We start from the raw sequence: 15075 nt of genomic DNA, 5'->3' as shown, positions 1-15075 counted from the left end.
TTTCTATTTGGGTTCTGTGATTTTTAAGATCTGATTTGAGGGGACCTGTTTCAAAACCTGATGGGTCCCTGATGGCCACCTGATCTCAATTTGATCTACAATGTTTGATTCTCCAAGCCCAAAATGTATCCTTGAATCGTTCTGAGAAAGATAACCGGTAGTACTCTTTTTTTGTGAGGTTTGAACAGCTGAATCACTTACAATCTTAATACGGCAACCTATCGCGTCTCTGTTACTCTTGGTACCTGCCAGATCTAAAATGATCCAATTAGATGCATTCCCTTTATTATTCCTTAAGAATTTTCCTGATCCGTTTAAATTGACAATATAAATATCAAGGTCTCCATCATTGTCATAATCTCCTATACAAGCACCTCTGCCTACATGTTCTTCTCTAAAATAAGCACTCAAATCAAGTGAAGTATCGTTGAACTTACCTTCGCCAACATTCTTAAACATTTGGTCTTCTTGCCCGTATAAATGCTTTAATTCACCGTTGGCTTTAAAAATATCCGGGTTACCGTCATTGTCATAGTCCAAAAAGGAAGAAGACCAGCCAACAAATTGACCTGAGGCCATCGAAATTCCGGAAGCATATGAATTATCTTTGAAAACACCGTTGCCAATGTTTTCATATAACGAGCAATAATTATCATCCGAAATAAATATATCAAGCAACTCGTCATGATTATAATCAGCAAAATCAACAGACATGCTTACCGTAGCTTCGCCTGCCTGACTGAAGCCAGTACCAGACAAAGTTCCCATATCTGTAAACCCTTTCCCACCGTCATTGTGCCATAAAAAATTGGCCGTATGGTCATTGGCCACATAAATATCAACAAATCCGTCATCATCATAGTCTGCCGCTCCTACACCCATTGCTCTTCCATCTATATCAATGATGCCCATTGGGGTTGTAACATCCTCGAATTTATTATTCCCAAGATTTTTGTATAAAATATCTTTTTGGCTGTCATATGCCAGCGGACCGGGAAAACCATCAGGTGCGTAATAATAGGAATAATCAGGGTCATAATTGAGATAATTTCCGACATAAAGATCGAGTAGTCCGTCATTATCAAAATCTAACCATACTGCACCCACACTGCAATTTGTACCTCCCCCAACGCCGGCTTGTTCAGTAATATCTTCAAAGGTTCCATCCCCTTTATTAAGGTATAGTGTATTGTCTCCATAATTACTTAAATAAATATCAGGATACCCATCATTGTTCACATCACCCACCGTAATACCCATACTATACCATGGGCCTGCCACGCCAGCCTTTATACTCACCTCCTGAAAAGTTCCATCCGTTAAATTCCTGTATAATCGATTGTAATGATCAGAGACGGGCGGTTTAGTTTTACTAAATCCCTCTACCCAGGTTCCACTACAAGTATAAATATCCATAAAACCATCTTGATCAAAATCAAGAAAGGCTGCTCCACCCCCCACTGACTCTATAATATTTTCCATTTCTGCGGCACCAATACTATGGACAAAGTCAAGTCCTATATCAGCTGCGATTTCCTGAAAATATTCCTCATTAGCGTCAGGATTTTCAATCTTATGTTCGGTTTTAGGCAACTGCTTTTTGTCTTCTGAGTTACAAAAATTAAAGAGTATCAGGATAAGCAAGTAAACAAATACTTTCTTTATGATATCAGAAATATATAATGATTGCTTTTGGTAGCTTTGTTTCATGTTCCATTAACTTTATAACTCACCTTCCTAAAAAAAACTTACATATAGCACTCTTTAACAGCTTTTTATCCTTATATTATTTGAATCGCTTTAATCAAAAAACAAACAGATTTGAGCTAATATTTGGTCAGCTGACAGGTATAGGCGACAATTCTTTTTACGCTTCCAAAGTTGGCTCAGTTTTGCCATAAAAAGAATGACATAAATCATTAATTAAAATGTTGTTTTCCTTTTTCTTTACGGGTGTTTTACAATCTTATCCACAACAGATTGAAAGCAACAAAATAAATAATTGACTATCCCTTCAAAATGTCAGAATTTGAAAAATTTTAGCTTGAAAAGATTATACAATTATAGACTTGAAAATCGCATACTGCTATCAGTATTTGGACTAATGATCTTATTCTCAGGGTGCAATTCCAATCCCAAAAAAAATCTATTTGAATTTGTGGATCCCGACAAATCTCAACTTGATTTTGTCAATACCATAACGGAGAATGATAGTATCAACCCCATTGACTGCTTAAATTGTTTTAACGGTGCTGGTGTGGGTATCGGTGATTTTAATAATGATGGTCTCTCAGATGTTGTTTTTACGGGAAATCAGGTTTCGTCTGCTTTATATCTCAATAAAGGAAACCTGAAATTTGAAAATGTTTCTGAAAAGGCTCAATTTATCACCAAAAGCTGGGTAACTGGTGTCTCTATAGTAGATATCAACGCAGATGGTTGGGATGACATCTATTTAAATGTTGCCGGTCTTGCCTGCGACGACAATTGTTTTAACCTGCTTTTTGTGAATCAAGGGCTTAACGAAGAAGGTATTCCAACCTTTACCGAACAGGCTAAGGCATATGGTCTTGATGATGGAAATTATGCCACGCAATCTGTGTTTTTTGACTATGACCAAGACGGAGATCTTGACGTGTATATCGTTCATAATAAAAACAATACAAATTACAATAGGAATATAGCGAGGCCCAAACAATTCTGGCCAGAATACCTCAGTGATTATTTACTCCGAAATGATGCTATTGAAGGAATTGATCATCCTGTTTTCACAAATGTTTCAAAAGAATTAAATGTAACACATTCCGGTTTCGGTCTTGGAGTTGGCATAGCTGATTTCAATGATGACCAACTGGTTGACGTGTATGTTTCCAATGATTTTATTACTGAAGATCTCTTATACATAAACAAAGCGCATCATGATAGCCTGAACCCTTTTTTCGAGGAATCCAACAAAAAGTATGTTGGTCATATGACCAGCAATGGGATGGGAATGGATATCAGTGACATTAACAATGATGGTCTTTGGGACATTCTGGTAATGGACATGTTTCCAAACAGTTATAATCGCCAAAAACGAGTGTTGGGTGGCATGAATTATTCAGCCTATATGGTAGTCAAGGATAATAACTATACGCTGCAATATATGAGGAATACGCTGCAGCTGGGCAATGGACATCTAGACGGTCAGCCTATTAGAAGTAGTGAAGTAGGGTTTATGCACGGAATTTCAGGCACTGACTGGAGTTGGGCTTCATTAATGGTTGATTTTGACAATGACGGAGACAAAGACATTTTTGTCACCAACGGTTATATCAAAGATGTTATTGACCTTGACTATATTGATTTTACAACACAGAAAACCAATTTATTTACACCTAAAAAGGATAAATTAAAAACCTATGCACAAGACCTTCCTGCCATCATAGAACCCAACTTCTTTTATGAACAAAAAGATGGTGATCAATTTGAAGACGTATCCAGTATCTGGACTGAATCCAGGCCTTCTTTGTCAAATGGAGTGGCCTATGCTGATTTTGATTTGGATGGAGATCTTGACATGGTGATTAACAATATCAATAGTAAGGCTTTCCTACTTGAAAACAAGACTTCTGAAAAACTCGAAAATCATTATCTGAGGCTTAAATTAAAAGGCAACGATCTGAACACACATGCCATTGGGTCGAAAATTGTTCTTTGGCATGAAGGCCAGCAACAACACCAGTTCCATTCAGTGATCAGAGGCTATTTATCATCGATAGATCCTATTATACACTTTGGTTTAAAAACAAGCATTATTGACTCCTTACATGTTATTTGGCCTGATGGAACTAAAACCACCCTGCTCAATCCAAAGCCAGATCAGGTATTGGAAATTGAGCAAGTTAGCGGAGTGAACTATAAAAAACCCACTAACCAAGCGGAATTCCAGTTCACATCAAGGGATAGTTTATTGAAATTTACACATCAAGAGAACAGGCATAACGAATTCAAGGATCAACCCTTATTGATGCGTCAATATTCACAATCCGGGCCATGCATCGCGGCCGCTGACATTGATGGTATAAAAGGTGATGAAATATTTATCGGTGGCAGTCATAAGAAACCAGGAACCATTTGGTTTCAAAATGAGAATGGAGTTTATTATCCTAAACAGGTTCTCGACTCGATTTATGAAGACACCGATGCCGTCTTTTTTGATGCAGACAATGACAATGATCTCGATCTGTATGTGGCAAGTGGAGGAAATGAATTTTATAATAATTCTCCAAACTTTTTAGATCGATTATACTTGAATAACGGAGATGGTCATTTTATAAAATCTGAAAAATCTTTACCTGAATTGTTTCAAAGTACTGGTTGTGTTAGACCAGTAGATATTGATCAAGATAATGATCTGGATTTATTCATTGGCGCTCGAATAACTGCGTTTAACTATCCAAAAACACCTCATAGTTCAATTCTTATCAATAATAATGGGATTTTTACAGAGCAAAATCATTCAGGCATCTCTGAGATTGGAATGGTTACAGATGCCATATGGAGAGATATAGACAATGACTCCTGGGATGATCTCATCGTTGTTGGTGAATTTATGCCTATCAGTATTTACAAAAATTACGAAGGGAAATTACAGCATCTATCAATCAAATGGTTTGATGGAAATAATAAAAATAGCAGCACTGAAGGATGGTGGAACTGCATTGAATCATCCGATTTTGATCAGGACGGAGATATAGATTTTATTGTTGGAAATCAGGGATTAAATGGTTTTGTAAGACCAAAAGATAATTATCCTGTTTATGTTTATAATGGAGACTATAACGGCAACGAAATATACGACCCACTTCTAGGCCAATATTTTGAACACGAAGGAGATCAGATTCTATACCCTATTCATGGCCGAGAAGATATCAAAATGCAATTTCCTGAATCTATGGTTGATTTTTATTCTTACGAAGATTTTGTCAAAAAGGATTTTGAAACTTTGCTGAACATCAAAGACCTCGAATCGGAAACGCTGAAAGCAACGACTTTTGAAAGCTCTTATATTGAGAATCTAGGGGAAGGAAATTTTAAAATCAGAGGCTTACCTAAGAGCCTGCAGGTGTCTCCTATCAATGACTTGCTGGTCTACGATTTTGATCAAAACGGCCAATCTGAATTTCTTGCTGTTGGTAACGATTTTACCGCAGAATCTAATTATGGGCAATTTGATGCCTTAACAGGCTTATTAGTGAAAACCGATGGAAAACAATTCGAAGTTATACCGAGTAGGACTTCAGGTTTCAACGTGCAAGGCCAGTCTCACCACATGATTAAAATCACAGACGCTAAGGGAAGAAATCTTATCATTGCTACCCAAAATGATGAGCCTGTAAAAGTCTTTGAAATAAAGTGATTCAGCGCGTATTATTTTGTCATGGATCCTTTTAAAATCAGGAATATGAGCTCGTAATTTACTTTCAAAAAAATAGCTAAATTCAAAATAGCTCTGAGAATACTGATTCTCAGAGCTATTTTTATATGCTTTTTGTTTTCTATTTTAAGAAACCACCAAGCAGGTCTCCGATACCTCCTGATGATTTTGATCCACCACCAAGCATCCCGGCAATGTCATCAATTGATGTGTCATTCGAATCAAAACCTTGAATTAATGAAGCCATAGATGCCATATCACCTCCCTGGCTACCAAGAAGACCACCTAACATATCTGCCAGACCATTTGAATCAGTAACATTATTCTGCTGGGTTTGTTTTCCTAAATAACTCATGATTAAAGGAGCCGCTACTTTTAACATACTCATCGCTGAATCCATGTTTAAGCCTGTAGATTTACTAACTGCGTTGGCAGCATTCGCCTCCTGTCCACCAAAAATATGACCCAAAATTTTTCCGCCATCATCCATCACGTCTTGATCTATACTATCTCCACCAAGGATACTGCCGAGATTATCTAAGCGAGCACCTCCGCTGTGAGCAGGCGAATTCAATGCTCCCAATAAGTCTGCTGAGCCCTGTGCTGAACCACTATTATTCTTCATAGCCCCTAAAATTAAAGGCATTGCAGCACTTAAAGCGCTACTTGTACTTTTACTATCTAACCCCATCTGCGTGCCAGCACCGCTTATCAGTTGCTGCCCCATCTCACTATTTAATAAATCCAGTATTCCACTCATAATTTTATATTTTAATGTTGTTTATTGAGCCTGAAAATCAAGCCATTTTGATGAAAATTCTTCATCAATTAGCCAGGATGCTTTGGTTATATCATAAGGATAATTGTCAAAACTATAAGCTTCTAGCCTAACATTATCTCCTAACCATCCATCAGCCTCTTTAATTTCTCTTAACTGACCACCTGAACCTTCCAGTCTATGCTCCAAAACCTTAGAGAAGAAAAACTGTATCATATCTTCAGCCTTGTCCAAACTCCCAAAATGATCTAAACCCGGTTCTATGATCAATGACCAGTTAGCCCCTAGCTTTCTTTTAATAGCTATAGTTTCAACGATGCGATTATTTCTTTCAACCGCATCAAATTCCCCAAAAAACATCATGGCCGGAATTCGAATATTTTTTTCTGAAGTAAGATGTAAGCCACCCCCTCTTATATTGGCGAAGCCTAATAAACGCTCAGGTTGAAAATCTGAAAAACTGTTACTAAATACACCTCCGGCTGAATAGCCTCTCATCAAAATTGGCAGGTCATTAACGTAAGGTTGTCCGATTTTTTCAGCCAGTTGTTCCAAACTAAAAAGAAGGGCTTTCCCGCTTCCTCTTCGAGCATCCGTATACGAAACAGACGAACTATTACTAATCGTAAGATTCGCAGCCAACAGCGCCACATTTTCCTTTTTGGCAAACTCTTGCCAATAAGTGGAATTCGCAAAACCGAGACCGTTTGAATTATAGCTATGAACCAACACTACAACAGCTTTAAGAGCTTGGGAAGTTTCTGGCACCCATAGCCTAAATTCAGCTACTCCAAAATTATCAGTATTCGTTGGAAAGACTTTGTATGTGTTTTCGTCAATAAATTCTCCTATTTTGGTTTCAGGCGGGCTTATAATTTCTTCAGAATCTCCTCCACAAGACCAAACAAGAACTAAAGCGAAACTCAACAAAATAATGTTGATATGTATTAATTTTCTACTCAGGGGTTTCATAAGTTTATAAAGATACTTAAACTAAGTATAAACTCCCAACTCTATTTCAGACAAGAATTATTAAGCCTGTATTTTTCGATGTGATTTCATAATTTTATTGCATATTTGTTTTATGCTGATACATAGATACAAAAGCACTTCTGAAATGCCATGGGTACTTATCCCGGGTTTGTAACTTGAATTAATTTCGAATTATTCAACTATCATCTAAATTTTTTATCTAATTCTTATGAGAAATATAATTGTAATAGGTGCCGGAATGGTAGGCAGCGCAATGGCCATTGATATGGCAAAAAATCACAAAGTCACTTTAACTGACATCAGTAATAAAGTGCTTGAAAGGATACAATCTAAACACCCTGAATTAAATGTTCAGAGTCTTGACGTAAGAAACCATAGCCAGCTAAAAAAAACCATTGCATCATTCGATTTGGTGATTTGTGCGGTTCCTGGATTTTTAGGTTTTAATACCTTAAAAGCCATAATTGAAGGAGAAAAAAACGTGATTGATATTTCCTTTTTCCCTGAAAATTCTTTGGACCTGGATCAGCTTGCGAAAGAAAACAATGTCACAGCCATTGTAGATTGTGGAGTGGCTCCTGGTATGGATAATGTTATTCTTGGCCATTATAATGAAACCATGAAACTTACTGATTTTGAGTGCCTGGTTGGTGGCCTTCCCAAAGAGAAGAAGTGGCCCTTTGCATACAAAGCACCCTTTTCTCCTATTGATGTGATTGAAGAATATACAAGGCCTGCCCGTTATGTAGAGAATGGACATGAAGTGGTCAAAGAGGCCTTAACCGATTGTGATTATGTTCATTTTGAAAAAATTGGCACCCTTGAATCTTTCAATTCTGATGGATTAAGATCTATCATTCACACCATGCCGCATATACCAAACATGAAGGAAAAAACTTTAAGGTATCCTGGGCATGTAGAATATATAAGAGTTTTAAAAGAAAGTGGGTTCTTTAATGAGACCGCAATTGAAATAAATGGTGCTTCCGTAAGCCCATTGGATTTTACCAGTAAAATTCTGTTTAACGAATGGAAACTCGGAGAGAACGAAGAGGAATTAACCGTAATGCGAATCACTTTAAAAGGAGAAAATACAGCTGGTCAAATAGAGGAAATTGTATATGATCTTCTCGATGAATACTGCCATGAGACACATACCTCTTCTATGTCAAGAACAACTGGTTATACGGCTACGGCTGCTGCAAATCTGTTTTTAGACGGACTATTCTCAGAAAAAGGCGTCTTTCCTCCTGAGTTGGTTGGTAAACACAAACCTTGTTTTGATTACTTCCTTAACTATTTGAAAGAGAGAAACATTCACTATATAAAAAGTTCAAAGATTCTTTCTTAACTGAGAAGAATTGGTTCAGTAAGATATCGATATGCTAAGGACAAAAAAATAGCACTTTACAATTCCATCACCTTTTGACTAAAGGCCTTAACCCGATCCCAATCTGTATATTCAATCTTGGCATTGCTGTCAGTTGGTCCTTTGGTCATCCACATGATAAACTGTATCATGATTCTATCAAAAAATGGATATTTTTTATAGTCTAGTTTCCCAGCAAACACTTCAACAAGTGTAGGTTTCCAAGTAATTGTCTTGAAAAACTTGATGACATAAGGATTGGTGTCAGCTTGATTTTTTTCCGGCTTTCGAGCCACTAAATTCACTGAAAAGAATATGCTTTTATGCTTCTCGAGAGACTCCTTATGCAGGTTGATGAAATCAATCACTGATTTGTGGTGAACTCCGTATCGGATACTGCAACCAATAATGATTTTATCATAATTTTCTAATTTATCCTGAAATGCATCAACTTCAAATAAGGAAACCTCTTGCCCTTTTTTATTGAATTCATCCACCAGAAAATTTGCAATTTTAAGCGTTTGCCCATCCACTGATGAGTACAAAAACAGCAGTTTTTTACTATTCATTTGAAGTCTTTTAAATCAATTTTCGCTTTTTATTTTTTCCAGCTGTGCTTTGAGCTTCAAGGCTGCAGGGGTTATCGCCAAGCCTCCTAATCCAGTACATTTAACACAAGTAGGCATATCTGCGCTTACCCTTTGCACTGTTTCTAAAACTTGATCTAGTGGGATCAAGTGAGCAAAACCAGAAATGGCCATAGTAGCTGATGATAGTGCGTTTACCGCTGCGCTTGTATTCTTTCCTAAACATGGCGCCTCCACCCGATCAGCAATGGGGTCACAAACAAGCCCTATCATATTTTGAATCGCCATTGACGCTGCACCAAGACCTTGAGAAGCATTTCCATTAAACAATTCTACAATTCCTGCAGCTGCCATTCCTGCCGAAGCTCCACATTCAACTTGGCAACCATGTTCTTCTGCAGAAAATCCCGGACCCATTGCAAAATAAGCTCCTACAAGACCAGCTGCATAATAAGCCATAATTTTTTCATCAATAGTAGCTTCAACCTCATCTGAAACTGCTTTTAAGGCTGCTCCGACTGTACCGCAAGACCCGGCAGTAGGATTTGCTACAATTACTTCCAGCGCACTTTTAGATTCCATAATCGCTGCTACATTTTCAATAATAGTATTGATTATCGAGCCTTGGAGGATCTGCCCTCTTTTTTCAGCTTTAGCGACAAGATTTGATTGCTGAGGAAGAATTCTGTCATCGTATTGAGTTCCTGATAAACCCTTTGCTATACTTCCTTCGATAATCTCGATAATATTTTTCATTTTTCCTTTCAATACTTCTACTGAAAGTCCACTTCGATGTTGCTCATATACCAAGCCCAATTCACCAAGTGACATGCCTTCATTTTGACTATAAGCCTCAAGTGATTCAATCGATGAAAATGGCAATTCCGTTTCACGTCCTGAAATGACAGGCATAATAGGTTTGACATTCCTTATTTTCTTTACTTCAGCGAATTGATCAATATGATCAACAAGTGACTTGTCAAAGGCAACAGGGCTTTCAATAATATAGAGATTATTATCCTCTGATTCGACTATTTTAAATTTCCCTGCTTCTGGTTTTAATCTACTTAAATCTTCTTCAACAGTATCATCCGCCCAAATTAATAGCGTGTGACTGTCTCCATGCATATTTACCTTAAAATCATTAATTTTTTGAATTTCAAAGGAGCCTCCTCCCAATGAGGCCGCCAGCACCAATACTTTATCTCCATTTTCTGATATAAGGTCGAGCAGCATACTGTTGGCATGTATATTTTCAAAACTGCTGATTACATAATTAATCTCAATCTTTCTCTCTGAGGCGATTTCTTCAGTCTTTTTCATGGCATCATCAGCCATATCTATTTCAAGAAGGCCTCCATTCATACCAAGCACTGTGCCTTGCTCTTCATAATTAGTTACCCATGCGCCTTCCTTGTCAAATGCGATCAAAGCCTTTTTCAAATTTCCTTCTATCATCTGCACAGCCATCATAGCAACCCTCCATGAGGCCGCTGTATGAGAACTCGAAGGGCCTCTCATTACCGGACCTATTACATCATTAAAAATACTGGGTAAACTTTTCATTGGCTGCATATTTACATTGACATTGTATTTCAAATAATGCCGTCTTTGTTTCCAATAAAATTACGTATTAATTTTCAATCAAGATTTCTCATTCAAGAATCTATTGTTCAAACATTAGAAAGACCGATGCTAAAATTAGTAAATCGGATTTTATAAAAAGTAAGAAGACTTCTTCTTTACAAACTTCTAAAAAATGAAGTGTTTATTTTTAACTTCATTAACAATGACTTATTTTCGTGATTCTAATGTTTTTATAATGAAAGTAAAGCTTCTGACCATTTTTTTATCCCTTTCCCTAACCGTATTATTCAATACTGATATAAGCGCGCAAAAGGACCAAATTCCAATTGAATCATCCTTAGATCAACAGAGCGAAAGACTGCTGATTAAGATTGGAATGATTACAGCCAGTAAACCGGCTAAATTAAAATTTGGAGCCTTTAGTTCAGACAATAGAAAAGGGGTATCAACTGCTAAGGACGAGAACAATAAGCCCTTATTATTTTCATTTGATTTGCTCAACGCTTCGGGAGAGAAAGCTTCAATAGAGGCAGCAACAAACATTGAAAAAAAAGAAGGTTCAACTGAAGTCGAAATAAAAGGGGATGTTAGTGTTTATATAACCACCAGCATAGACCAAGATGATCTCTGGGTCTTACTGATGGCTAAAACTCCAGAAACAAAAGAATTTTCATTAAAGAATATTTTTCTTACGAATGGTACCGATGAGATCACTTTCAAAAATTCAATTGGAGAGCCCACAGGCAAATCTGAAGTAACAGCTCCTAAAGGGATCATCGCCTATATCAATGGAAATCCGCTGGGAGCAATGCAGTATTATTCAGGAGGCTCGTTTAGCTATAAAAAATTTATATGGATCTCAAAATCAATGGATGAACAATTACAATTGGTAACCGCAGCTGTTTTTTCTTCAATGCTTGAGGTTGGCGATTACTTTATTGATACTGAATTTGTGGATTGAGTTCAACTCAGCAGATACTTAGATATTCCCAAGGATCTTATCCATCACCAAACTTGTATGCAAGGCTGAATCACCTTTTGACGGATGGTCGAAATCTTCATAAAACAAATGGTCTCTAATCGCCTCTACATGATGAAGTTGTATGTGTTCTGGATGCTCAATATCAAACTCCAATTGACCTTCTTTGTTTTTTAAGACCAGAGGAGCATTATCAAAAATTGAAAATTGAATCGCTCCTTTGCTACCTGTAATGATGACCTCGTCTTTACGATGATATGTGCCAAAATTCCAATTTCCTGATCCTGTTATCCCTGTTTTGTGTTTCCAGGCTGCGGTAACACAATCAATAGCTGAATATAATTTTTGTTGATTCGAGCTAAACCCTTTGGCTTCTGTGATATCACCCAATAAGTAGTTAAACAAATCAAGACCGTGGCTTGCCAAATCATCGAAATAGCCACCCGGTGCAACCTTAACATCTGTTCTCCAATTAAATTCTTGAGAAAGATCTATTTGACTAGGCGCTTTATGCAGTGTCCAGTGCACCGTTCTGATTTCTCCTATCTCACCATCATCCAACCATTTCTTAATCTTGGTAAATCGCGGTAAAGTTCGCCTGTAATAAGCTATGAATAGAGGCAGTTTCTTTACATCAAATGCAGTTTTAATAGCTAAACTCTCTTTATAATTCGGTGCCATTGGTTTTTCTATACAGCATGGTTTTCCGGCTTCGGCTACTTTTAAAGCATAATACATGTGCGAGTCAGGTGGTGTGGCAATATACACAGCATCAACTTCTGGGTCATTAATCAGTTCATCAGCATCAGCATAGAATTTAGGAACCTGATGCCTTCTTGCATAGTCTTCTGCTTTCACTGCGTTTCTGCGCATAACAGCATGCAGCTCAAATCCTTTTGTAAGCCGATAAGCCGGACCGCTTTTTACTTCGGTAACATCGCCGCAACCGATGATGCCCCAGCGCACAATTTCTGTTGTTAGTTTAGTCAATGACATAATTGAGATTTTACAAAGTCTTTAAAAGTAAATATAATGAAATCTACTTGTAAACAAGAAGGCTCAAGGCTATTGATTATTTATCAAATTGCTATCCGGAATTTACCATAGCATAAAGAAAATATTCCAATTATTATCTCTTACAATTCTGAAACTAGGCCTTGATATCAACTTGATTTTTATTCATTTTATGGCCAACGATAAACAAGATGCCTACAAGAATAAAAGGGAATGTAATCATTGCAATAATGCCAAAACTCATCCAAACAGAGCCATTCATATTGTAATTATGCATATAGATGAAAGGGCTCAAGACAAGGCCAATAAGTACAAAAATAACACCACCAATTAACTCCCAATTCCAGGCGATTAATAAGAAAAAGAGCAAAACAAACGACGGAATCAAGTGCATCATAAATCCTTGAATTTGTTGCCAAAAAGTGAGTTCAGGCTGAAACGCATCTAAAGCAAAGACGCTTACAAAAAGAATGGCCAAGATGCATAAAATTCTTGGAAACCAGTAAAGAAATGGTTTCAGTTTTTTCATCTTTAAGAATTTACCTAAAACTAAACATTTAACCGTGTGCTAAGAATGATGGAGATCAATCGAATTATTGATGCTGGTCAAAATTCATTTGCTATGCAGATAAACAATCCTGTCATTTAAAGGTTGCTCGTCACGGTAATTCTCTAAGGGCATATTTGCCTTTAATTTTAGCACATTTTCATGTGATACAACATGAGGCTCTTTAAACACAATCCATTGAACATTCTCAGAACAAGGAGGTGTGGTCAAAGAACCTCCATATGAATAATAAGATTTATTCTCTGGAAATATGTGAGACAGATCAAAAGCCTTGTGAAATTCCTTTTCTTCTCCTTTTTTCAAAGGTAAAAAACTTCCCATTCGTTCCATAGTCTCACTCTTTACTCCTTCAATTCCAAATATCCCAAGAACGGCATAATTTTTTTCATTACTCTGGTGCACTAAATGAAATTCTATAGGGTATCGCACACCATTCAATGTATGCTCTGAAGGTTCATGAAAATGAATCTGTACCAGATTAAAATTAGTGTCATGATACACAATAGAGTCACCCGGATCAAAATCAAATTGAATTGAATGTCCATTGTTACGAACCTTGCACAAAGTAGTTGAAGGAGAATAATAAAAATCAAGAGCCCTAATGGGTTCTTCTTTTTCAACAGTATTTATATCAATGATATTGATAGGGGATTGTCTTTTTCCTGAACAATCGGAATTTTTTTCCAACTCAGCCCAATGTTCTGGTGATGTTTCCCCATTGTAACTCCAGTTATCATGTACTTCTTTTTGATGTACCTCTTCTCTTTTTTCTGCAGTATTACATGAAAATAAGCACAACGTAATTAAGGAGCAAAGGCCCTTTACAATTGCCTTCATAGTATTTTGGCTTTAATCAATAGGCATACTTGATTCATAGTTTACCTAACTGTATATCGCTACAAAATTAGTTTTCTTGACTAGTTTGTTTTATGACATAAATCAACAATTCAAAATCTTTTCGTTGCTTCTCTCAAGAAAAAGCAATATTCAAGATCTAAATAGTACTGCAAATTATCTAGTGATACAATCAAAAAAAAAGTGAACCTACATAATAGGTTCACTTTTTTACGCCATACTTCTATGGCACTTATTTTAAGAAAAAAACGATCTTTTTATTTCTTTTTCCTATTTGCTTTTTGCTCTTCCTTGAAGGCATCATATAAGACCATTTGATCTGGAGTCAGAATCGTCTCCATACCAGCCCGTCTCTCTTTCTCAATTTTCTTTACATTCTTACTTAGTTTTATTTTCTTAGGAACTGAAAGCCTTCCCCCTGCATTTTCGAATAATAACTGAACGGTGCTTTTTAAACCTTTACTCACGATAGGAATTAAACTGACCAGTTGATCATCTGAAAGGCCTACCTCTGATTGCACATCCATTAATCTTATTTCAGCAAGGTCATTGAACATATCTGTTAAAACCGAATCAATAGCCGCCAAATACCCTTCATACTGCTCTTTAGAGAGAATCTCTTGCAGGTCTTTTCTATAGGCATCCCTGACGTCTCGCACTTCTCCAATCATTTCAGCAACATCCGGTTCTTCCTCTCCTTCATGCTTGAGTAGCACACCATCGAGTTTTGCCCGATACTGAACCATTAAGGTTTGAACCTGCGCAACTTGTTTTTCAGTTAAATTTAGGGTTTCCGTCAAATTCACTACTGCAGTTTCCATTTCCTGGGCAAAAGTCTGGCTAGTAGTCATAAACAGGAACAAAAAGGCAACTGCTGTTCTTTTTAAAATCAATCTTATCATCATTTATTTTTAACTTTATTATTA

The 15075-nt window shown here is 36.9% G+C and carries 12 protein-coding genes; 3 read left to right on the top strand and 9 right to left on the bottom strand.

What is annotated here, in order from left to right; all coding sequences use genetic code 11:
- Positions 1-3: 3 nt before the first annotated feature.
- Complete coding sequence (locus tag QWY87_RS05060; RefSeq protein WP_290289024.1) at positions 4-1710, bottom strand: CRTAC1 family protein; 1707 nt, start codon at positions 1708-1710, stop codon at positions 4-6.
- A gap of 334 nt (positions 1711-2044) precedes the next feature.
- Between QWY87_RS05060 and QWY87_RS05055 the strand changes: the two genes are divergently transcribed.
- Positions 2045-5401, top strand: coding sequence for a VCBS repeat-containing protein (locus QWY87_RS05055; protein WP_290289023.1), 3357 nt, complete (start codon positions 2045-2047; stop codon positions 5399-5401).
- A gap of 139 nt (positions 5402-5540) precedes the next feature.
- On the opposite strand, the gene QWY87_RS05050 is transcribed toward QWY87_RS05055, so the two are convergent.
- Together QWY87_RS05050 and QWY87_RS05045 are read right to left on the bottom strand one after the other, a co-directional pair.
- A complete protein-coding gene (locus QWY87_RS05050) occupies positions 5541-6179 on the bottom strand; it encodes a DUF937 domain-containing protein (RefSeq protein WP_290289020.1) in 639 nt (212 codons plus the stop codon).
- Between the two features lie 21 nt (positions 6180-6200).
- Complete coding sequence (locus QWY87_RS05045; RefSeq protein WP_290289018.1) at positions 6201-7169, bottom strand: alpha/beta hydrolase family protein; 969 nt, start codon at positions 7167-7169, stop codon at positions 6201-6203.
- A gap of 229 nt (positions 7170-7398) precedes the next feature.
- Here QWY87_RS05045 and QWY87_RS05040 point away from each other — a divergent pair, with 229 nt between their 5' ends.
- A complete protein-coding gene (locus QWY87_RS05040; protein WP_290289016.1) occupies positions 7399-8541 on the top strand; it encodes a saccharopine dehydrogenase family protein in 1143 nt (380 codons plus the stop codon).
- A 56-nt stretch (positions 8542-8597) separates the two neighbouring features.
- On the opposite strand, the gene hemG is transcribed toward QWY87_RS05040, so the two are convergent.
- Positions 8598-9128 (bottom strand): menaquinone-dependent protoporphyrinogen IX dehydrogenase, encoded by a 531-nt coding sequence (gene hemG / locus QWY87_RS05035; RefSeq protein ID WP_290289013.1) that lies wholly within the window; start codon positions 9126-9128, stop codon positions 8598-8600.
- A gap of 15 nt (positions 9129-9143) precedes the next feature.
- Positions 9144-10712: an L-serine ammonia-lyase, iron-sulfur-dependent, subunit alpha gene (locus tag QWY87_RS05030; RefSeq protein WP_290289011.1), complete on the bottom strand. Its 1569-nt coding sequence runs from the start codon at positions 10710-10712 to the stop codon at positions 9144-9146.
- Between the two features lie 256 nt (positions 10713-10968).
- Between QWY87_RS05030 and QWY87_RS05025 the strand changes: the two genes are divergently transcribed.
- The gene (locus tag QWY87_RS05025) at positions 10969-11694 is read left to right on the top strand and encodes a hypothetical protein (RefSeq protein ID WP_290289008.1); all 726 of its coding nucleotides are present in this window, start codon (positions 10969-10971) and stop codon (positions 11692-11694) included.
- An 18-nt stretch (positions 11695-11712) separates the two neighbouring features.
- Here QWY87_RS05025 and QWY87_RS05020 read toward each other — a convergent pair whose 3' ends face one another.
- The 4 genes from QWY87_RS05020 to QWY87_RS05005 all read right to left on the bottom strand — a co-directional run bounded on the left by QWY87_RS05020 (position 11713) and on the right by QWY87_RS05005 (position 15054).
- A complete protein-coding gene (locus QWY87_RS05020) occupies positions 11713-12708 on the bottom strand; it encodes a Gfo/Idh/MocA family protein (RefSeq protein WP_290289007.1) in 996 nt (331 codons plus the stop codon).
- A gap of 154 nt (positions 12709-12862) precedes the next feature.
- Complete coding sequence (locus tag QWY87_RS05015) at positions 12863-13255, bottom strand: DUF7670 domain-containing protein (RefSeq protein WP_290289005.1); 393 nt, start codon at positions 13253-13255, stop codon at positions 12863-12865.
- Positions 13256-13339: 84 nt separating this feature from the next.
- Positions 13340-14131: a carbonic anhydrase gene (locus tag QWY87_RS05010; protein ID WP_290289003.1), complete on the bottom strand. Its 792-nt coding sequence runs from the start codon at positions 14129-14131 to the stop codon at positions 13340-13342.
- A 275-nt stretch (positions 14132-14406) separates the two neighbouring features.
- On the bottom strand, positions 14407-15054 hold the full coding sequence (locus QWY87_RS05005) for a DUF4890 domain-containing protein (RefSeq protein WP_290289001.1): 648 nt from the start codon (positions 15052-15054) through the stop codon (positions 14407-14409).
- Positions 15055-15075 lie beyond the last annotated feature (21 nt).

Source organism: Lutimonas halocynthiae, from assembly GCF_030409835.1.
GTDB classification, from domain to species: domain Bacteria; phylum Bacteroidota; class Bacteroidia; order Flavobacteriales; family Flavobacteriaceae; genus Lutimonas; species Lutimonas halocynthiae.
Note: the sequence above shows the minus strand (reverse complement) of the source record. Positions and strands in the feature narration are given on the sequence as shown.

Bases quoted from the DNA above. Each gene is read 5' to 3' on its own strand.
- QWY87_RS05005 (WP_290289001.1), bottom strand. From the start codon at position 15,054: ATGATGATAAGATTGATTTTAAAAAGAACAGCAGTTGCCTTTTTGTTC.
- QWY87_RS05060 (WP_290289024.1), bottom strand. From the start codon at position 1,710: ATGAAACAAAGCTACCAAAAGCAATCATTATATATTTCTGATATCATA.
- QWY87_RS05040 (WP_290289016.1), top strand. From the start codon at position 7,399: ATGAGAAATATAATTGTAATAGGTGCCGGAATGGTAGGCAGCGCAATG.
- QWY87_RS05010 (WP_290289003.1), bottom strand. From the start codon at position 14,131: ATGAAGGCAATTGTAAAGGGCCTTTGCTCCTTAATTACGTTGTGCTTA.
- QWY87_RS05030 (WP_290289011.1), bottom strand. From the start codon at position 10,712: ATGAAAAGTTTACCCAGTATTTTTAATGATGTAATAGGTCCGGTAATG.
- hemG (WP_290289013.1), bottom strand. From the start codon at position 9,128: ATGAATAGTAAAAAACTGCTGTTTTTGTACTCATCAGTGGATGGGCAA.
- QWY87_RS05025 (WP_290289008.1), top strand. From the start codon at position 10,969: ATGAAAGTAAAGCTTCTGACCATTTTTTTATCCCTTTCCCTAACCGTA.
- QWY87_RS05045 (WP_290289018.1), bottom strand. From the start codon at position 7,169: ATGAAACCCCTGAGTAGAAAATTAATACATATCAACATTATTTTGTTG.
- QWY87_RS05020 (WP_290289007.1), bottom strand. From the start codon at position 12,708: ATGTCATTGACTAAACTAACAACAGAAATTGTGCGCTGGGGCATCATC.
- QWY87_RS05050 (WP_290289020.1), bottom strand. From the start codon at position 6,179: ATGAGTGGAATACTGGATTTATTAAATAGTGAGATGGGGCAGCAACTG.
- QWY87_RS05015 (WP_290289005.1), bottom strand. From the start codon at position 13,255: ATGAAAAAACTGAAACCATTTCTTTACTGGTTTCCAAGAATTTTATGC.